14 protein-coding genes are annotated in these 20020 nt (G+C 68.3%); 12 read left to right on the top strand and 2 right to left on the bottom strand.

All coding sequences use genetic code 11. The features are described from left to right. Positions 1-6: 6 nt before the first annotated feature. The 9 genes from C1I89_RS08675 to C1I89_RS08635 all read left to right on the top strand — a co-directional run bounded on the left by C1I89_RS08675 (position 7) and on the right by C1I89_RS08635 (position 12080). Positions 7-3222, top strand: a complete 3216-nt coding sequence (locus tag C1I89_RS08675) for an efflux RND transporter permease subunit (protein WP_102772367.1) — start codon at positions 7-9, stop codon at positions 3220-3222. Further along, positions 3219-4706, top strand: coding sequence for an efflux transporter outer membrane subunit (locus tag C1I89_RS08670; RefSeq protein WP_102772366.1), 1488 nt, complete (start codon positions 3219-3221; stop codon positions 4704-4706). The genes C1I89_RS08675 and C1I89_RS08670 overlap by 4 nt, the downstream gene beginning before the upstream one ends. Next, complete coding sequence (locus tag C1I89_RS08665) at positions 4703-5443, top strand: pyridoxine 5'-phosphate synthase (protein ID WP_102772365.1); 741 nt, start codon at positions 4703-4705, stop codon at positions 5441-5443. Before C1I89_RS08670 ends, C1I89_RS08665 begins: the two co-directional genes overlap by 4 nt. A gap of 13 nt (positions 5444-5456) precedes the next feature. Then, positions 5457-5882 (top strand): holo-ACP synthase, encoded by a 426-nt coding sequence (gene acpS, locus C1I89_RS08660; RefSeq protein WP_102772364.1) that lies wholly within the window; start codon positions 5457-5459, stop codon positions 5880-5882. A gap of 51 nt (positions 5883-5933) precedes the next feature. Next, complete coding sequence (nagZ, locus tag C1I89_RS08655; RefSeq protein WP_102772363.1) at positions 5934-6992, top strand: beta-N-acetylhexosaminidase; 1059 nt, start codon at positions 5934-5936, stop codon at positions 6990-6992. Continuing rightward, positions 6955-8781, top strand: coding sequence for an excinuclease ABC subunit UvrC (uvrC, locus tag C1I89_RS08650; RefSeq protein ID WP_102772362.1), 1827 nt, complete (start codon positions 6955-6957; stop codon positions 8779-8781). Before nagZ ends, uvrC begins: the two co-directional genes overlap by 38 nt. Before the next feature lie 179 nt (positions 8782-8960). Continuing rightward, positions 8961-9533: a CDP-diacylglycerol--glycerol-3-phosphate 3-phosphatidyltransferase gene (pgsA, locus tag C1I89_RS08645; RefSeq protein WP_102772361.1), complete on the top strand. Its 573-nt coding sequence runs from the start codon at positions 8961-8963 to the stop codon at positions 9531-9533. Between the two features lie 130 nt (positions 9534-9663). After that, positions 9664-10968, top strand: a complete 1305-nt coding sequence (locus C1I89_RS08640; protein WP_102772360.1) for an MFS transporter — start codon at positions 9664-9666, stop codon at positions 10966-10968. Positions 10969-11078: 110 nt separating this feature from the next. Next, complete coding sequence (locus tag C1I89_RS08635; protein ID WP_102772359.1) at positions 11079-12080, top strand: cytochrome-c peroxidase; 1002 nt, start codon at positions 11079-11081, stop codon at positions 12078-12080. 24 nt (positions 12081-12104) lie between these two features. Here the strand turns inward: C1I89_RS08635 and queF are convergent, their stop codons facing one another. Next, the gene (queF, locus tag C1I89_RS08630; protein ID WP_102772358.1) at positions 12105-12929 is read right to left on the bottom strand and encodes an NADPH-dependent 7-cyano-7-deazaguanine reductase QueF; all 825 of its coding nucleotides are present in this window, start codon (positions 12927-12929) and stop codon (positions 12105-12107) included. 320 nt (positions 12930-13249) lie between these two features. Between queF and aceA the strand changes: the two genes are divergently transcribed. The 3 genes from aceA (at position 13250) to C1I89_RS08615 (ending at position 15360) form a co-directional block, all read left to right on the top strand. Next, on the top strand, positions 13250-14569 hold the full coding sequence (gene aceA, locus C1I89_RS08625) for an isocitrate lyase (RefSeq protein WP_102772357.1): 1320 nt from the start codon (positions 13250-13252) through the stop codon (positions 14567-14569). A 249-nt stretch (positions 14570-14818) separates the two neighbouring features. Next, entirely contained in the window at positions 14819-15031 is a 213-nt protein-coding gene (locus C1I89_RS08620; protein ID WP_102772356.1) for a type II toxin-antitoxin system RelE/ParE family toxin, read from the top strand. After that, a complete protein-coding gene (locus C1I89_RS08615; RefSeq protein ID WP_102772355.1) occupies positions 15028-15360 on the top strand; it encodes a helix-turn-helix domain-containing protein in 333 nt (110 codons plus the stop codon). The genes C1I89_RS08620 and C1I89_RS08615 overlap by 4 nt, the downstream gene beginning before the upstream one ends. Positions 15361-15384: 24 nt before the next feature. On the opposite strand, the gene C1I89_RS08610 is transcribed toward C1I89_RS08615, so the two are convergent. Next, a complete protein-coding gene (locus tag C1I89_RS08610) occupies positions 15385-20010 on the bottom strand; it encodes a hypothetical protein (RefSeq protein ID WP_102772354.1) in 4626 nt (1541 codons plus the stop codon). Positions 20011-20020: the final 10 nt, after the last annotated feature.

The raw sequence follows: 20020 nt of genomic DNA, 5'->3' as shown, positions 1-20020 counted from the left end.
GCCCACATGCCGCAATTTTTTATCGATAGACCGATTTTCGCCTGGGTAGTCGCCCTGTTCATCCTGCTGGCCGGGATACTGGCCATCCCGAACATGCCGGTTTCGCAGTATCCGGACGTGGCGCCGCCGGCGATCACCATCACGGCCACCTATCCGGGCGCCTCGGCCAATGAAGTGGCCGAGCAGGTCACCAGTATCATCGAGGACCAGCTCAACGGCGCCAAGGGCCTGATCTACTACGAGTCGGTCAGCGACTCGTACGGCACTTCGACCATCACCGCCACCTTCCGGCCCGGCACCAACCCCGATCTGGCGCAGGTGGACGTGCAGAACCGCGTGTCCAACGTGGTCGCGCAGCTGCCGACCGCCGTGCAGCAGCAGGGCCTGCAATACGAGCAGACCAGCACGGGCTTCCTGATGGTGGCGGCGGTGTCGTCCACCGACGGCTCGCTGGACCAGACCGCGCTGGCCGACTACATCACCCGCAACATCAAGAACCCGGTGTCGCGCGTGCCCGGCGTGGGCCAGTTCCAGCTGTTCGCCGCCCCGCGCGCCATGCGCGTCTGGGTGGACCCGGCCAAGCTGGTGGGCTTCAACCTGAGCATGTCGCAGGTCAACCAGGCCATCGCCAGCCAGAACGTGGTGATTTCGGGCGGCAGCATCGGCGCGCCGCCCAATCCGGATTCGCAGCGCATTACCGCCACGGTCACGGCCAACGGCCAGCTGAGCACGGTCGAGGGCTTCGGCCAGATCGTGCTGCGCGCCAACACCGATGGCTCCAAGGTGCTGCTGCGCGACGTCGCCCGCATCGAGGTCGGCGCCGACAACTACCAGTTCGGCGCCCGCCTGAACGGCAAGCCCACGGCGGCCTTCGCCATCGTGCTGTCGCCGGACGCCAATGCGCTGGCCACCGCGCAGGGCGTGCGCCAGCAGATGGAAGAACTGTCCAAGTACTTCCCCGGCAACATCACCTATTCCATCCCGTACGACACCGCGCCCTACGTGAAAGTGTCCATCGAACAGGTGGTCCACACCCTGGTCGAGGCCATGGTGCTGGTGTTCCTGGTGATGTACCTGTTCCTGCAGAACGTGCGCTACACCCTGATCCCGGCGCTGGTGGTGCCGGTGGCCATGCTGGGGGCGTTCGCGGTGATGCTGGCGCTGGGCTTTTCCATCAACGTGCTGACCATGTTCGCGATGGTGCTGGCCATCGGCATTCTGGTGGACGACGCCATCGTGGTGGTCGAGAACGTCGAGCGCATCATGGCGACCGAAGGGCTGCCGCCCAAGGAAGCGACCAAGAAAGCCATGCCGCAGATCAGCGGGGCCATTATCGGCATCACGCTGGTGCTGGTGACCGTGTTCCTGCCGCTGGCCTTCATGAGCGGTTCGGTGGGCGTGATCTACCGCCAGTTCTCCGTGGCCATGGCCGTGTCGATCTTCTTCTCGGCGCTTTTGGCGCTGACCTTCACGCCGGCGCTGTGCGCCACCATTCTCAAGCCGGTGCCCAAGGGCCACCACAACGAGAAGAAGGGTTTCTTCGGCTGGTTCAACCGCAAGTTCGACGCCACCACCCACGGCTACCAGAACTGGGTGTCGCGCATCCTGCACCGCGGCGGGCGCATGATGCTGGTGTTCGCGCTGCTGGTGGTGCTGCTGGGCTGGCTGTACCTGCGCCTGCCTTCGTCCTTCCTGCCCGAGGAAGACCAGGGCTACGTGGTCAGCAACATCGAGCTGCCTACCGGCGCCACCGCCAACCGCACGGTCGAGGTGATCGAACAGGTCGAGAAATACTTCTCCGAGGTGCCGGCCGTCGAGAACGTGATCGCGGTGCAGGGCTACAGCTTCAACGGCAACGGCCTGAACGCCGCCATCGCCTTCGTCACGCTCAAGGACTTCGCCGAGCGCAAGGAGCGCCAGGATTCCGCCGGCGCGATCGCGTTCAAGGCCTTCGAGACGCAGCTGATGGGCATCCACGACGCGCAGGTGTTCACCCTGGTGCCGCCGGCCATCTCGTCGCTGGGCAACGCCACCGGCTTCGACTTCCGCCTGCAGGACCGCGCGGCGGCGGGTTCGGCCGCGCTGGCCGCGGCCACCGGCCAGCTGATGGGCGAGGCCATGAAGAGCCCGGTGCTGTCGCAGGTGCGCATCACCGGCCTGGGCGCCGGCACGCAGCTGAACCTGACGATCGACCGGGACAAGGCGGCCGCGCTGGGCGTGGACTTCAACGAGGCCGCCTCGCTGATCTCCACGGCGGTGGGCTCGGCCTACCTGAGCAAGTTCCCCAACATGGGCCGGATGCAGAACATCTGGGTGCAGGCCGACGCGCCATACCGCATGCAGCTCAACGACGTGCTGCAGCTCAACGCGCGCAACGCCCAGGGCGGCATGGTGCCGCTGTCGACCTTCGTCAAGGCCGAATGGCAGCAGGGTCCGGTGCAGGTGGTGCGCTACAACAGCTACGAGTCCATGCGCATCAGCGGCGACGCGGCGCCGGGCTACACCACCGGCGAGGCCATGGCCGAGATGGAACGCCTGGTCGGGCTGCTGCCGCAGGGCTTCGGCTTCGAGTGGAACGGCCTGTCCTACCAGGAACGCCAGGCCGGCAACCAGGCCCCCATCCTGATGGGCCTGTCGCTGCTGGTCGTGTTCCTGGTGCTGGCGGCGCTGTATGAAAGCTGGGCGATCCCGCTGTCGGTGATGCTGGTGGTGCCGCTGGGCATGCTGGGCGCCGTGGCGCTGATCAGCGCGCTGGGCATGTCCAACGACGTGTACTTCCAGGTGGGCATGGTGACCGTGATCGGCCTGGCGGCCAAGAACGCCATCCTGATCGTGGAGTTCGCCAAGGACCAGTACGCCCGCGGCATGGGGCTGTACGAGTCCGCGGTGGAAGCCGCCAGGCTGCGTTTCCGCCCCATCCTGATGACCTCGCTGGCCTTCATCCTGGGCGTGGTCCCGCTGGCGATGGCGACCGGCGCGGGCGCGGCCAGCCAGCGCGCGGTGGGCCTGGGCGTGCTGGGCGGCATGCTCGCCGCCACGCCTTTCGCCGTGATTTTCGTGCCGACCTTCTTCGTGGTGGTGCTGGGCCTGTTCAAGACCCGCCCGCGCCTGCTGGGCGCCGAACTGCGCGCCTTCGAGGAAGAGCAGGCCGCCAGGAAGGCTGCCGGCGAGTCCGCGCAGGAACCCGCACAACCCAATGGTGGCCCGGAGGGCAAGCAATGATGGCCCTGAAGTTCAGACAGACCGCCTTGTCCGCCTGCGTGGCGGTGGCGTTGGCCGGCTGCTCGCTGGCGCCCGACTACAAGCGTCCCGATCCCCCGGTGTCGGGCCTGTGGCCCGACCAGCCCAAGGTGCAGTACGGCGGCTACGCCAAGCCCACCACGCTGGGCACCCAGCCGTCGACCGGGGTGATGCCGCAGGACGGCACGCCCGCGGCCGACCTGGGCTGGCGCGACTTCTTCCGCGATCCGCGCCTGCAAAGCCTGATCGAACTGGCGCTGGTCAACAACCGCGACCTGCGCGTGGCGGTGCAGCGCGTCGAAGAAGCCCGCGCCCAGTACGGCATCCAGCGCGGCGCGCAATGGCCCAGCATCGGCGCCGGCATCCAGGGCCAGCGTCAGCACCTGCCCGAAAACATGCGCATGCCGGGCGCCGGCTCGATCAGCAGCTCCTACCAGGCCGGCATCGGCCTGACGACCTTCGAGATCGACCTGTTCGGCCGCCTGCGCAACCTGTCCGAGGCCGCCTATCAGCAATACCTGTCGACCGAACAGGCGCAGAAAAGCGTGCACATCACGCTGGTGGGCGCGGTCGCTCAGTCGTATTTCAACCTGCGCGCCGCCGAGGTCCAGCTGGACCTGACGCAGCGCACGCTGGCCTCGCGCCAGGAGTCCTATGACCTGGTCAAGCGCCGCTTCGACGGCGGCGTGGCCTCGGAACTGGACCTGAACCAGTCCAAGTCGCTGCTGGATTCGGCCTCGGCCGACCTGGCGCAGCTGGCGCGCGCCCAGGCCCAGGCGACCAACGCTCTGGTGCTGCTGGTGGGCACGCCGCTGCCGCAGGATCTGCCGGCGCCGGCCACGTTCGGCCGCGACCAGCTGCTGGCCACGGTGCCGGCCGGCCTGCCGTCCGACCTGCTGGAGCGCCGCCCCGACATCGTCGCCGCGGAGAACCAGCTGAAGGCCGCCAACGCCAATATCGGCGCGGCGCGCGCGGCGTTCTTCCCGACCATCTCGCTGACCGGCCTGCTGGGCGTGGCCAGCCCGTCGCTGGGCGATCTGTTCAAGGGCGGGCAGGGGTACTGGAGCTTCTCGCCCTCGATCACCACGCCGCTGTTCGCCGGCGGCAGCATCCGCGAAGGGCTGAACCTGGCCAAGGCGCGCGACAATATCGCCGTGGCGCAGTACGAGCAGACCATCCAGCAGGCGTTCCGCGAAGTCTCGGACGCGCTGGCGGGCGAGGCCACCTATTCCGCCCAGCTCGACGCCCAGCGCGCGTTGCAGACCGCGTCGGCGCGCACCCTGGAACTGTCGAATCTGCGCTATACCAATGGTATCGACAGCTACCTGCAGGTGCAGACCGCGCAGGTGGACTTTTTCAATGCCCAGCTCGCGCTGGTCCAGACCGGCCTTGCGGCGCTGATCAACCGCGTGGAACTGTACAAGGCCCTGGGCGGCGGCTGGGAAGCAACGACGAAAGTGCAATGATAGAACTTGGTGTAAACATCGATCACGTCGCCACGCTGCGGCAGCAGCGCCACACGGCCTATCCCGACCCGGTGGCCGCCGCGCTGCGCGCCGAGGACGCCGGCGCCGACCTGATCACGCTGCATCTGCGCGAAGACCGGCGCCACATCCAGGACGCCGACGTCTACGCCATCCGGCCGCAGCTGCGCACGCGCATGAACCTGGAATGCGCGGTCACGCCCGAAATGCTGGAGATCGCCTGCGCGGTCAAGCCCGACGACGTCTGCCTGGTGCCCGAAAAGCGCACCGAGCTCACCACCGAGGGCGGGCTGGAAGTGGCCGGCGCCCTGGGCCCGGTGTCCGACGCCGTGGCGCTGCTCTCCGAAGCCGGCATCCGCGTCTCGCTTTTCATCGATCCGGACCCGGTCCAGATCGAGGCCGCGGCCAAGGCCGGCGCGCCGGTGATCGAACTGCATACCGGCGCCTACGCCGAAGCCGAAGGCCAGGCCGCCGAGGCCGAGCTGCAACGCCTGCGCGTGGCGCTGGCCGAGGGGCTGCGCCACGGCCTGCGCGTGAACGCCGGCCACGGCCTGCACTACGGCAACGTCGCGCCGGTGGCCGCGCTGGACGGCATCTCCGAGCTCAATATCGGCCACGCCATCGTGGCGCAGGCGGTGTTCGACGGCTGGGAGAAGGCCGTGCGCGACATGAAGGCGCTGATGGTGCAGGCCCGCCTGCAGGCGCTGCGCGGGCGCTGAGCCCCGGCTTCGCATGGCTGCTCCCGTTCCCGCTCCCGCAGGCGCCATCGCCGGCATCGGCATGGACCTGCTGCGCATCGACCGCATCGAGCGCGCGCTGGCGCGCCACGGCGACCGCTTCGCCGAAAAAATCCTGGGCGCCGAGGAATTGCAGAAATTCCACGCCCGCCGCGCGCGCGATCCGGCGCGCGGCCTGCGCTTTCTGGCCACGCGTTTCGCGGCCAAGGAAGCGTTTTCCAAGGCGATCGGCCTGGGCATGCGCATGCCCATGACCTGGCGGCGCGTGCAGACGCTGAACGCGCCCGGCGGACGTCCGGTGCTGGTGATCGCGCCCGAATTGCAGGACTGGTATGCGCAGCGCTTCGGCGCCGCCCATGTTTCCATTACCGACGAATCCGACATGGCCGCCGCCTACGTGGTGGTCGAACGCAAGCCCTGATTCCGGCTTCGCCGGCCGGCTTGCCGGACACAGACAGAAGGACAGCCTGACATGGCCAAGAAAAAATCCAGCAAGGCGCTGCCGCCCGGCCCCGTGATGGTCGACGTGGCGGGCTACTCGCTGACCAAGGAAGAAAAGCAGCGCCTGCGCCACCCGCTGGTGGGCGGCGTGATCCTGTTCGCGCGCAATTTCGAGAACCGCCGCCAGCTCACCAAGCTGACCCGCCAGATCCACAAGGCCCGCAAGGAACCGCTGCTGATCCTGGTGGACCACGAGGGCGGGCGCGTGCAGCGCTTCCGCGAGGACGGCTTCACGCCGCTGCCGCCGATGCGCGAGCTGGGCGCGCTGTGGGAACGCGACCCGCTCATGGCCATGCGTCTGGCGACCGAGGCCGGCTACGTGCTGGCCGCCGAGCTGCGCGCCTGCGGCGTGGACATGAGCTTCACGCCGGTGCTGGACCTGGACTACGGCGTGAGCAAAGTGATCGGCAACCGCGCCTTCCACCGCGATCCGCGCGTGGTGGCCATGCTCTCGCGCGCGCTGATCCAGGGCCTGCAGCTGGCCGGCATGTCGGCCTGCGGCAAGCATTTCCCCGGCCACGGATTCGTCGAGGCCGATTCGCACCACGAGATTCCCGTGGACGAACGCCCGCTGGAACGCATCCTGGAAGAGGACGCCGCGCCGTACGCCTGGCTGGGCGACGCCGTGCTGCCCTCGGTGATGCCCGCCCACGTGATCTATCCCAAGGTCGATTCCCAGCCGGCCGGCTTTTCGCGGCGCTGGGTGCAGGACATTCTGCGCAAGCGCCTGGCCTATGATGGCGTGGTGTTCTCCGACGACCTGACCATGGAAGGCGCCGCGGTGGCCGGCGACATCCTGGCCCGCGCCCAGGCCGCGCTGGGCGCCGGCTGCGATATGGTGCTGGTGTGCAACCGGCCCGACCTGGCCGACGACCTGCTGGCGCGCCTGGAATTCGAGCATCCGCCCGAATCCGTGGCCCGGATCCGCCGCCTGATGCCGCGCTACGCGGCGCCGGACTGGGACGCCCTGCAGGCCGAAACCCGTTACCAGAATGCCCGACGACTTCAATCTCAAATCGTTCCTGGCTGACCTGCCGCATCTGCCGGGCGTGTACCGGCACCTGGATGCGGCCGGGGAGGTCATGTATGTCGGCAAGGCGCGCGACCTGAAAAAGCGCGTCTCGTCGTATTTCCAGAAGAACCTGGCCAGCCCGCGCATCGCCCAGATGGTGGCGAAGGTGGCGCGGCTGGAGGTCACCGTCACGCGCTCGGAGGCCGAGGCGCTGATCCTGGAAAACAACCTCATCAAGAGCCTGAAGCCGCGCTACAACATCCTGTTTCGCGATGACAAGTCGTATCCGTACCTGCTGATCACCGGCCATGCCTGGCCGCGCATCGCCTACTACCGAGGCGCCACCAACAAGCGCGGCCAGTTTTTCGGCCCGTTCCCCAACGCCTGGGCGGTGCGCGAAACCATACAGATCCTGCAGAAAGTCTTCCGCCTGCGCACCTGCGAGGACACTGTTTTCGCCAATCGTTCGCGGCCCTGCCTGCTGCACCAGATCGGCCGCTGCTCGGCGCCCTGCGTGGGCGCGATCGAGGCCGCGGAATACGAACGCGACGTACAGCGCGCCGTGCGCTTCCTGAACGGCGAAGCCAAGGACGTGATGGGCGAGATCGAAAGCCGCATGCTGCAGGCCTCCAGCGAACTGCGCTTCGAGGAGGCCGCGGCGCTGCGCGACCAGATGGGGTCGCTGGCGCGCGTGCTGCATCAGCAGACCATGGAAAACGTCAGCGGCGAGGACACCGACATCATCGCGGTGGCCATCGCCGGCGGCAAGGTCTGCGTGAATCTCGCGATGGTGCGCGGCGGCCGCCACCTGGGCGACAAGCCTTTCTTTCCCTCGCACGCCGAGGGCGAGGCCGCGCCCCAGGTGCTGGAGGCCTTCGTGGCCCAGCACTACACCGACAACGTCATGCCGCCCGTGCTGGTGTGTTCGCACGCGCTGCCGGACGCCGGCCTGATCGAACTGCTGGTGGAGCAGGCCGGCGGACGGCCCGCCAGGGTGCTGACCCGGCCGCAAGGCACGCGCCGCGCCTGGCTGGAGCAGGCCGGCAAGAACGCCGAGATGGCCCTGGCGCGCGCGCTCACCGAATCCGGCGCGCGCGCGGCCCGCACGCTGGCGCTGGCCGAGGCGCTGGACCTGGACACCGACGAAGCCGCGCTGGACGCGCTGCGCATCGAGTGCTTCGACATCAGCCATACCGCCGGCGAGGCGACGCAGGCCTCCTGCGTGGTGTTCGAGCACCACGACATGCAGCCCTCGCTGTACCGCCGCTACAACATCGCTGGCATCACGCCGGGCGACGACTACGCCGCCATGCGCCAGGTGCTGACCCGCCGCTTCGCCAAGGTCGCCGACGGCGAGGCGCCGATGCCCGGCCTGGTGCTGATCGACGGCGGCAAGGGCCAGGTCGAGGTGGCGCGCAAGGTGTTCGCGGAACTGGGCCTGGACATCCAGACCCTGGTGGGCGTGGCCAAGGGCGAGGGCCGCAAGGTCGGCCTGGAAACCCTGGTCTTCGCCGACGAACGCCCGCCCGTCGCCCTGGGCGGCGAATCCGCGGCCCTGATGCTGATCGCCCAGGTCCGCGACGAAGCCCACCGCTTCGCCATCACCGGCATGCGCGCGCGCCGCGCCAAGGCGCGCAATGTCTCGCGCCTGGAAGAAATAGAAGGCGTAGGCGCCCGCCGCCGCCAGCGCCTGCTGGCCCGCTTCGGCGGCTTCTCCGGCGTGGCGTCGGCCAGCATAGAAGACCTGGCCTCGGTAGACGGCATCTCCTACGACCTAGCGATAAGAATCTATGAAGCCTTGCGTTAACCCCACAACGCTAAACTCCAAGCCCCCGACCTAGCCAAAAAACCCCACCCCCCGCAAGCAACCGCCGCCCCACAATTCAGGCCGCACAGATCCGGCTCCGCCGGTCTGTAGCGGCGCCCCCCTGGGGGGGAAGCGCCGCAGGCGCTTCGGGGGGGGTCTTGCTGTAGCATACGGACACTATGCCAATTAACGTACCCATTATCCTGACATGGCTGCGTATCGCCATGATCCCGCTGGTGGTCGGGCTGTTCTACCTGCCCGATAGCTGGATGTCCGTGCCCACGCGCGATACGCTCGCGGCCTGGGCCTTCATCATCGCGGCCCTGACCGACTGGTTCGACGGCTGGCTGGCCCGCCGCTGGAACCAGACTTCCGCGTTCGGCGCCTTCCTGGACCCGGTGGCCGACAAGCTCATGGTCTGCGCCGCGCTGATCGTGCTGCTGGACCTGAGCCGGGTGGACGCCTTCATCTCGCTCATCATCATCGGCCGGGAAATCACCATTTCCGCGCTGCGCGAATGGATGGCCAAGATCGGCGCCAGCGCCAGCGTGGCGGTGCACCGCCTGGGCAAGTTCAAGACCGCCGCGCAGATGGTGGCGATTCCCTGTCTGCTGTACAACCAGCCGATCTACGGCATCGACGCCAAGCTGCTGGGCGACGTGCTGATCGTCATCGCCGCGGTCCTGACCGTTTGGTCTATGCTGTATTACCTGCAGCGCGCCTGGCCCGCGATCCGCGAAAAGGCCATGTAGCGGCCGGGCCCGTCACGGCCCTGAACCTCAACCAGAATCCGACGCCGGGCCCATGCCGGACGTCGGCCGGAGACAACCCGCGCGGCGCCCCGGGCGCTGCGCACTTTGCCGCTATCGGCGGCCTTTTGCGATGAATACCGCTGCGAATACCCTGGCCGTGGACGCCGCCGTCCGCCGGCGCGACTGGAAAATCATTCTGCTGATCGGGGTGGCCCATGCCTCCTCGCACTTTTTCCAGCTGGTGCTGCCCTCGCTGTACGTTTCGCTGGGCAATGAATTCGGGCTGGACTTCGCCCGCCTGGGGCTGCTGGTTTCCACCTTCTACGTGGTGTCGGGCATCGGCCAGGCCTCCTCGGGCTTCGTGGTCGACCGGGTCGGCGCGCGGCCGGTGCTGTGGTTCGGGCTGGCCTGCTTCGTGCTGTCGGGGCTGCTGATCGGCTCGGCCACGGGCTACGCCATGCTGGTCGCGGCCGCCGTCGTGGGCGGCGTCGGCAACTCGGTATTCCATCCGGCCGACTATTCCATCATCAATCACCGCATCACCGCGCCGCGGCTGGGCCACGCGTTTTCCACGCACGGGCTGACCGGCAACCTGGGCTGGGCGCTGACGCCGGTGTTCATGACCACCATCACGCTGCTGGCCGACTGGCGCGTCGCGGCCTACAGCGCGGCCGGCCTGGTCGCGCTGGTGCTGCTGCTGACCGTGCTGGGACGCGACCTGCTCGGCGGCCCCTTGCCGCAGGCCGAACAGGGCGAGGCCGAACCGAAGCCCGCCGCCGGCAAGTCCTCGCCCAAGCCGCAGGAAGGCGTGCTGACCACGCTGGCCACGCTGCTGTCCAAGCCGGCGTTGTGGGGCGCGTTCCTGTTCTTCGCCTGCACCTCCATCGCGCTGTCCTCGGTGCAGAACTACACCATCCCGCTGCTGGGCCAGTTGTACGACTTGTCCAAGGTCGCCGCCAGCTCGGCGCTGTCGGGCTATATGGTGGCTTCGGCCGTCGGCATGGCCGCGGGCGGCTTCCTGGTGTCGGCCAATCCGCGCACCGAGCGCACGGTAATGGTGGCGCTGATCCTGGCGGGCCTGACGCTGGTGGTGCTGGCGCTGGGCCTGGTGCCGGCCGTGCTGGCCGCGCCCGTGGTGGGCCTGGCCGGTTTCTGCTCCGGCGTGGCCGCGCCTTCGCGCGACATGCTGATCCGCCGCGTCACGCCCAAGGGCGCCACCGGCTCGGTCTACGGCCTGGTCTATTCCGGCATGGACGTGGGCTCGGCCCTGGGGCCGCTGGCCTTCGGCCTGCTGCTCGACGCCGGCCTGCGCCAGGGCCCGTGGGTGGGCGCCGGCGTGGCGTTCGCGGCCGCGGCCCTGCTGGCGCAGTGGATCGCGGTGCAGGCGCGCCGCGCCGAACCCGCCGCCGCCGGCGGAGCGGTGGCGCGCCCCTGAGCGCACGGCCGGCGCCCGCCGGCCGCCTCTTGACACGACGCAAAGCCCGCCCGGCTTCAGCCTGATGTAATGACCTTGCAGTCATAAAGGTCATTACCCAGGAGAAGCAAATGAAGAAGGCAAGCGTGTTGCTGGCAGCGGGGATCGCCTTGGGCGGCTGGAACGCCCTGGCTTCGGCGGCCTCGCAGGAACCGATACAGCCGGTGGAACCCGCCGTCGTCAAGGACCCCGCCAAGGTCGAACTCGGCAAGAAACTGTTCTTCGATCCGCGCCTGTCGCGGTCCGGCGCGATTTCCTGCAACTCCTGCCACAACCTGGGCATGGGCGGTTCGGACAACCTCAAGGCCTCCATCGGCCACCAGTGGCAGAAGGGCGGGATCAATTCGCCCACCGTGCTCAATTCCAGCCTGAACATCGCGCAGTTTTGGGACGGCCGCGCCAAGGACCTGCGCGAGCAGGCCGGCGGCCCCATCGCCAACCCCATGGAAATGGCGTCCACGCACGAACTGGCCATCCAGGTGCTGAGCTCGATTCCCGGCTACCGCGCCGAATTCAAGCAGGTTTTCGGCAAGGACGGCATCACCATCGAGGAAGTGACCGGCGCGCTGGCCGCGTTCGAGGAAACCCTGGTCACGCCCAACTCGCGCTTCGACCAATGGCTGCGCGGCGACAAGAAGGCGCTGACCGTGCGCGAGCTGGCCGGCTACGAACTCTTCAAGAACAGCGGCTGCGTCGCCTGCCACAACGGCGTGGCGGTGGGCGGCAACTCGTTCCAGAAGATGGGCCTGGTCATGCCATATCAGACCGAGAACAAGGCCGAGGGCAGGGCGGCGGTGACCGGCAAGGACGCCGACCGCTTCAACTTCAAGGTGCCCACGCTGCGCAACGTGGCGCTGACCTATCCGTACTTCCATGACGGCGAGGCCGCCACGCTGACCGAAGCCGTGGACATCATGGGCCGGCTCCAGCTGGGCCGCACCTTCACGCCCGACGAGAACGGGCAGATCGTGGCCTTCCTGAAGACGCTGACCGGCGACCAGCCGGCGATCCAGTACCCGATACTGCCGCCGTCGGCCGACGACACCCCGCGGCCCGAGCCCTTCGTGAAGTAAGGCCCGGGCCGGGGCAGGGCGGCGCTACTGGCGGACCGTGCGCAGGTCCGGCGGCGGCGCCGCCTCGAAATTGCTGCGCCACGGATTGATGTCCAGCCCGCCGCGGCGCGTGTAGCGCGCATACACGGTCAGCTGCTCGGGCCGGCAGGCCTGCATGATGTCGGTGAAAATCCGTTCCACGCAATGTTCATGGAATTCCGCATGCTGGCGGAACGACACGATATAGCGCAGCAGCGACTCGCGGTCTATGGGCGCGCCGCGGTAGCGGATCTGCACGCTGGCCCAGTCGGGCTGGCCGGTCACCGGGCAGTTCGACTTGAGCAGGCGCGAAGCCAGCGTTTCCTCGACCGGATCGCCGGCGCGCGTGCGCAGCAGCTCGGGCGCCGGCTCGTACGTGTCGATCTCGATGTCCAGCTTGTCGATATAGATCCCGTCCAGCTCGCCCATCTGCAATTCGGAAAAGCGCTGCGGCAGGAAGAAGTCCAGCCCGACCGGCGCGCCGGCCGCGGCGCTGAGGTCGCGCTCCAGGCGGCCGCGCAAGGCGGCCGAATTGACCAGCCGGGTCTGGTTGAACGAATTCAGGTACAGCTTGAACGACTTGGACTCGATGATGTTGGGGCTGTCGGCCGGCACCGAGAACGTGGCCATGGCGATGCGCGGCTTGCCCTTGGCGTCCAGCCACGACAGCTCATAGGCGTTCCACAGGTCCACGCCCTTGAACGGCAGCTTGCCGTCGGCCAGGTTCAGGGCGGCGCGGTTGTGCGAGCGCGCGATGGGAAACAGCAGCGTCGGATCGTATTGCGAGACGTAGGACACGCTCTGGCCGAGCGGACCGTGGGACAAGGTCATGGCGGTATCTGGAAAACAGGGGAATGGGCGTATTTTAGGCGCTCCGCGGTGCCTTATTTTTCGCATCGTGAAATGTAACCCTCGCCATGTGAAAGTGCCTGCTGCGCAGCAGCGTCAGTGCATTTCACAGATGACAATTGGGTTTCGTGATACGAAATTGAGTTTATAACATGTTGATTATATTGAATAATATTTTTTGTCTTGTATAAGACATATGCCTACCTTGCTCTGCAGCACGGGCTTAGACTTTCTCCAACGATTCAAGCAATGCAGGACCCCGAATCCAGAAGTCTTTCCCATCACTGACCAGGAGCATCACCATGAGCAACCGCGAAACCGAAATCCGCAATCTGCAGAAGGACTGGGCCGAGAATTCCCGCTGGCAAGGCATCAAGCGCGACTACAGCGCCGAAGACGTGATCCGCCTGCGCGGCTCCGTCGCCGTGGAGCACACGCTGGCCCGCCGCGGTTCGACCCGCCTGTGGGAACTCCTGCACAGCGAGCCCTTCGTCAATTCGCTGGGCGCCCTGACCGGCAACCAGGCCATGCAACAGGTCAAGGCCGGCCTGAAGGCCATCTACCTGTCCGGCTGGCAGGTCGCCGGCGACGCCAACCTGGCCGGCGAAATGTACCCCGACCAGTCCCTGTACCCCGCGAATTCGGTGCCGCAGGTCGTGCGCCGCATCAATAACTCGCTCACCCGCTGCGACCAGATCCAGTGGATGGAAGGCAAGAACCCGGGCGACGAGGGCTACATCGACTTCTTCGCGCCCATCGTGGCCGACGCCGAAGCCGGCTTCGGCGGCGTGCTCAACGCCTTCGAGCTGATGAAGGCCATGATCGAGGCCGGCGCCGCCGGGGTGCACTTCGAAGACCAGCTCGCCTCCGTGAAGAAGTGCGGCCACATGGGCGGCAAGGTCCTGGTGCCCACCCGCGAAGCCGTCTCCAAGCTGGTCTCGGCCCGCCTGGCCGCCGACACCATGGGCACGCCCACCGTGCTGCTGGCCCGCACCGACGCCGACGCCGCCGACCTGGTGACCAGCGACGTGGACGAGAACGACCGTCCCTTCATCACCGGCGAGCGCACCGTCGAAGGCTTCTTCCGCACCCGCGCCGGCATCGACCAGGCCATCTCGCGCGGCCTGGCCTATGCGCCCTACGCGGACCTGATCTGGTGCGAAACCTCGACGCCCAACCTGGAATACGCCCGCAAGTTCGCCGAGGCCATCCACCGCCAGTTCCCCGGCAAGCTGCTGGCCTACAACTGCTCGCCCTCGTTCAACTGGAAGAAGAACCTGGACGACGGCACCATCGCCAAGTTCCAGCGCGAACTGGGCGCCATGGGCTACAAGTTCCAGTTCATCACCCTGGCCGGCTTCCACGCCCTGAACTACGGCATGTTCGAACTGGCCCACGGCTACGCCCGCCGCCAGATGAGCGCCTTCGTCGAACTGCAGCAAAAGGAATTCGCCGCGGCCGAAATGGGCTTCACCGCCGTCAAGCACCAGCGCGAAGTGGGCACCGGCTACTTCGACGCCGTCACTCAGACCATCGAAGGCGGACAGTCGTCGACCACCGCGCTGACGGGCTCGACCGAGGAAGCCCAGTTCGAGCACGGCAAGGCTCAGAAGGCTGCGTAAGGGAGCGTTATTGGAAAGTTACGTGGTTGTAGTGCTGTTGTAGGGTGGATTTGGGTGCCTGCGGGCACCCTTTTTTTGTCTGCGGGGGCAGGCGGCACATCAGGGTGGGTAAAAAGCTCACGCACCGCAGGATTGCGCGGCGTCCATACGCTATTTTCACATCGTAGTTGACCAGGCCTGCGTTCCTGGAATGCGGCAGGCCTTGAGATCTCCAGAAAATATGTATAAAATTTTATACGGCGATCGCGTATGCAATGCATGAAGGAAATTCGTTGGGTCGGGTCCGCCTATGAAGATCTGGTGGCATTCCCCGACGAACCGCGGCGAGATGCCGGTTTCCAGTTGAGCCTGGTCCAGGCGGGGCTGGAGCCGGACGCCTGGAAGTCTTTCGATGCGATAGGCGCCGGAGCGCGGGAAATCCGAATCCGCGACATGGTGAATGCTAGAAGAGGCAGGATATGAACGTCGACACGAAAATCCGCCACGTCACCAAAGCAGACGCGAACCTGTTCCTGGAACTGGGGTTTCCGGCCGAGGAAGCCGCGCGCCTGCAGGCTGCGGCGAAACAGCAGATCAATGACACGCAGCTGCTCAAGGAACAACTGATGTCGGCCTTGGCCGACTGGATCGAGCAGCACCATCTGAAGCAGGCCGAGGCCGCGCGGATACTGATGGTGTCGCGCCCGCGCGTATCGGACGTGGTGAACAAGAAGACGGCGAAGTTCACCATCGACACGCTGGTCGAGATGCTGAGCCGCGTCGGCAAGCCCGTCCGGCTGGCGATAGGCTGAGGCGGGCTTGACAGGTAAAGGCGACTAAACCCCAAAAAACGCCACATACACCAGCCGCTCTTCCACGATCCGCCGCTGGTGCTGCGCATTGCCGCGCCGCTGCGTGATGCTTGCGTCCGTGTAATACCGCTCATACTCCCGCACGGCGATACGCGCCGGCTTGCCGCCGGCGTCCGGGACCGCGACGCTGGCGGACCAGATGACGGGATCGAGCAGGTCGCCCAGCAGCGGGCCTTCCAGCACCGGCGGAAAGCGCAGGGCGCCGCCGCCGGATCGCAAGACTTCGCTGAAGGCGGCCGGCGTCGCGACTTCCCGCAGCGGCAGGTCGCGCCAGCGGTCGGGGATGACGGGCCTGTCCGGCGTACGCGCGGGACCGGACGGATCGAGCAGGCCGGAGGCCAGCACCTTGGCGTCGGTCCAGGCCAGGTCGCTTTCCAGCGCCGGGTCGCGGGTCTGCAATACCAGTTCGATGCGGTTGCGGCCGCTTTCGGGCGTCTGGCCGATGCCGGGGATGTATGAAATGTCCAGGTATTCCGAGTCCACCGGGAATTTCATCGGTCCATGCGCCGGCACCACGCCGCGCAGTTCGAATTCGAGTTTGCCGCGCTTGTGCTCGAACACGGCGCGGCGGCGCGGCAGCAGCTGTGAGAATTCGGCCAGCACGACGCGCGAGAGCTTGGCGCTGGCGATGGCGTTGGGCTGGTAGCGCGCCAGCGCCAGGCGCACGAAGGGCATGTAGGTGCGCCCGGGGTCGAGTTCGATGTCGCAGTACCAGCGGGCCCGGGCCTCGTCCCAGTGCACGCGGTGGCCGACGACGTGGACGTTGGCGGGAAGCTCCTGGAGCCGGACGGCTTCGTCGGCCACGCGAGCGGGGAAGTCGGAGGCGCGCGCGCGGTGCTTGGGCTGGGCCGTGTCCCACAAGGGGTCCATGCCCCATTGCGTGACCAGCGGCACCAGGTTGTCGGGGATGTCGGTGAAGTTCCTGCCGTCTCCGCCGATCACGACGCCGAGCAGTTCGCCGTCGCCGGACGAGAACCAGGGGCGTTCGAGCCAGACGCGCAGGCCGTTGCCCAGGCGGGTCACGTCCAGGGTGCCCGGGCCAGGGGTTTCTTCCCAACGGAAGGTGGGCAGCACGTACATGAGGCGCGGGACGTCGGGCGGCGCGCTGGCGGGCACCACGGTGTTCTGCGCCGTGCCGGCGCGCACCTGCTGCGGCGCGCCGGGATCGTCGTCGGCGCCGGTCTCGACCACGGGGCCGTCGGCCACGGGGCCCAGGCGCGTGACTTTGTCGGGCTGGGCGTACAGCGTCGGCGGCAGGTATTCGCGAAAGCGGGTGGCGGCGCGCAGACGGTAGCGGATCAGCCGGTAGCGGGTGTCGCCGAATTCGTGGCGGTTGCCGGCCGCGCGCTGCTTGCCGCCCTCGGCCTGTTGTTCCGCCACGGCGTTGCTGAGGCTGAAGAGGTTGGGATAGTTCTCGGACAGCGCGATCTCGGCCAGCACGCCATGGCCGGCCACGCGTTCGGGGCGCGGCTTGTCCAGGTCGTCGACCCATTCGTGCCAGTCGGCTTCGATTTCGATCTTGCCGGTGGTGGGACCATGCAGCCGGACGCGGGCCTGCAGGTCGACGTGGGAGGCGCCGGGATCGCGCGCCAGTTCTCCGGGCAGCAGCAGCACGGGATCGCAGACCGGCTGCTGGGTGGCGTGCACCAGCACCAGCGGGCGGTAGGGCGTGACCATCCAGCAGCTGCCCAGCATGGCGGCCAGGCGCAGTCCGGCGCTTTCGCCTTCGGCGCCGGCCCAGGCCGGGATGCCGAAGGCGTCGATCAGGCCGGGATTGACGAAGCTGGCGTAGCGCAGCCGGGCGATGCGGCCCTTGGGCAGGTACAGGGTGAGGACGCGCGCGGCCTCGTCCCAGGTGGGCGCGCCGTCGTCGGCGTAGCGTTCCGCGCAAGGCGGGTCGTCCAGCGTGGCCTTGCGTTCCTGCAGCACGATGCGGAAACCCTGGGTGTCGGGCCAGGCGCCGGCGTGGCGCACCAGCAGCACCAGTTCCTGGGACGGGGTCTGCGCGATGGCGGCGCTGGGGCCCAGCGCCTTGGGGCCGGTCACGCCGGGCAGGGTATGGCCGGGCTGCGCGCGCAGCGCGAAGCCGCCGGCCGCCGGGTCGGGCAGATAGGGGGTGTCGACCAGCGCCTCGCGGTGGATGACGTACTGGCCCGCGGCCAGGCGTTCGCCGGCGGGATGTTCGGGCGAGGGCAGCTGCGGCGGCACGGCGTCGGTGGTGGCGACGCCGGCCAGCGCCTGCGGCGTGACCAGTTCGATCTGCGTGCCGGGGCCGGCGTCGTACAGCGTGGCCGCGTCGCGCGCGGCGATGGCATAGGCCTGCTTGATGCCGGCGGGGCTGTCCATCATGGCGTCGAACAGGCCGTGCGTTTCGCATTGCAGCTGCGAGGCCTTGGGCGGCACGACGTGGCGTTCGTTGGCGGGCGTGTCGTCGAAATCGGTGGGGCCGGACTGCTGGCGCGCGGCCTTGAAGTCGGGGCTGGCGAGCCAGGCTTCGGGGTCCATGCCGGCGTTGCTGCGGATCACCATGCGCTCCAGCGATTCGCCTTCGCTGACGCGGGCGCGGTGCAGCAGCGCCGGCGGGTCCACCGGTTCGAAACGCCAGTAGCCGACCGGCCGGGTGGCGTTGTCGTCGCGCTCCAGCGTGGGGTCGTCGTGCGCCAGGCTGTTGCCGGCCAGGTCGACCAGCCGCGCGCGCAGGCGGTAAGACATGCCGAAGCGCAGGCGCGGCAGGCTGCCCTTGCGCGCGGCGAAGCTGACCGCCAGGCCGTTGCCCGCGCCGGCGGGCGCGGCGTCCTGCACGTCTTCGGGCGTCTCGCCCTGCACGCCGCTGGCGGGATCTTCGCGCGCGCGCAGCGTGCGCCCGGGGCGCGGCGCGGCCAGGCTCCAGCCAGTCCAGCGGAACAGCGATTCGTGCAGGTAGTGGTCGTCGGGCTGCGCGCCGCCGCTGGTGGTGGACGCGCCCTTCACATAGCCTTCGTCGTCGGGCAGCTCCAGCGGCGGGCCGCCGTCGGCGCAGCGGTAGACCCCGGTGCGCAGGCACAGCGAGCGCCACGGTTCGGGATCGCCCGGCCCCTGCGCCTGCACGTCGACGCGGTAGCCGCGCAGCAGGTCTTCGGCGTAGAGCACGATGCTGCCCGGCGCGCCGCCGAGCGCGGCGTTCTTCAGGGCCGCGGCCGCGGCGTTCTGCGCCACCTCCCAGGCGCGCCCGCGCCGCGCCACGCCCAGGCCGCCGGAGCGCAGCGCGGCCAGCCCCTGCTTGTCGCCGGTGGTGTAGGTCACGGCGCCGTCGGCGCCCAGCGCCAGGCTGCGGGCGATCAGGTTCTGCGCGGTCAGGACGAAGTCCACGGTTTTCAGGGCGGCGCCGTCGGGGTCGACCTGGTAGACGTCGAACGGGCTGCGCGGCTCGTACAGGTCCCAGCTGTCGTCGGCGCGGCGCAGCTTGAGCATGCCGCGTTCGTGGTCGGGATTGCGCGGCCGCGTGACGAAGCGCTCGGGGTCCGCGGCCCAGGCGGTGGCGGGACAGGCGTCGTCGGCGGGATCGTGCGCGTCCTGCCAGCGCAGGACCAGGAAGAAGCGGCCCTGCGCCGCGCCGGCCGCGGCCAGTTGCCGCTCCAGCGGCGAGTCCGCCGGCAGCAGGCAGTCGATGACCAGGCCCAGCCGGCGCAGCAGCGCCGGATAGTCGGCGTAGGAGGCCACGATGGCGTGGAAATCCATGTCCGGCGCCGCGGGGGCGGGCGGCGTGGGGGAACCGTCGGGCCTGAGTATTTTCTGCTGTTCGATGCTGGGCGGTTCGCGGCGGTAAAAGCGGTTTGCCTGATACAGGGAGTACTCGGCCTGCGAATTCCATTGCTTCATCAGGTGCTGGTCGGTGTTGTTGAGCGCCGCGTCGTTCCAGCGGGTCGGCAGCGCACGCAGCGCGAAGCCGGAGGCGGGCAGCGGGTTGCCGTCGTGGTCCGCGCCGGGGGCGGCGGCGCGGCCATGGTAGATGCTGCCGGGGCCGTAGACCTGGGCGCGCAGCGCGCGTTCCGTGCCTTCGGCGCCATCGTCGAAGAAGCGGCCGAAGCCGGGCAGCGCCACTTCGATGCGGCGGTCGCCGATGGGCAGGATGGCGGTGCGCGTGCCGCAGTCGCTCAGCATGTCCTTCAGCACGGGATGCGCCTCGCGCCAGGGCAGCAAAGTGGGGTGGGTGCCGGTGGCCAGCACCGCCATCCGGCCGTAGTGCTTGCGCGCCAGCCCCAGCAGCGCGGCCACCGAATAAGAAAACAGATTCACCGTGCTCATGTCGCGGAACACGAAGCCGGCGACCGGCGTGGCTGCGGGCAGCAGCCGGTCCCACAGCGCCGGGTCGGCCTGCAGCTGCGGCTCCAGCTCGATTTCCTCGGCGCCGGTATTGAGCCCGAAGCGCAGGCGCTCGAGCGTGCGCGGCCAGTTGCGCCAGTCGGCGTAGGCGCCCAGCCGCTGTTCGTCCTCGGATTCCGGCGTCAGCCGGGGCGAGGCCACGATGGAGACGCGCAGCCGGCCGGCGTCGGCGCCGTCAGGCACGCGGCCGTGGGGGATCACGGTCCAGACGATGGTTTGCTTGGCCATGGAACGCTCC

Source organism: Achromobacter pulmonis (assembly GCF_002885955.2).
In the GTDB taxonomy this organism is placed as follows: Bacteria; Pseudomonadota; Gammaproteobacteria; order Burkholderiales; family Burkholderiaceae_B; genus Achromobacter; species Achromobacter pulmonis_A.
The sequence above is the reverse complement of the archived record's forward strand: the minus strand, read 5'-3'. Positions and strand labels throughout refer to the sequence as shown.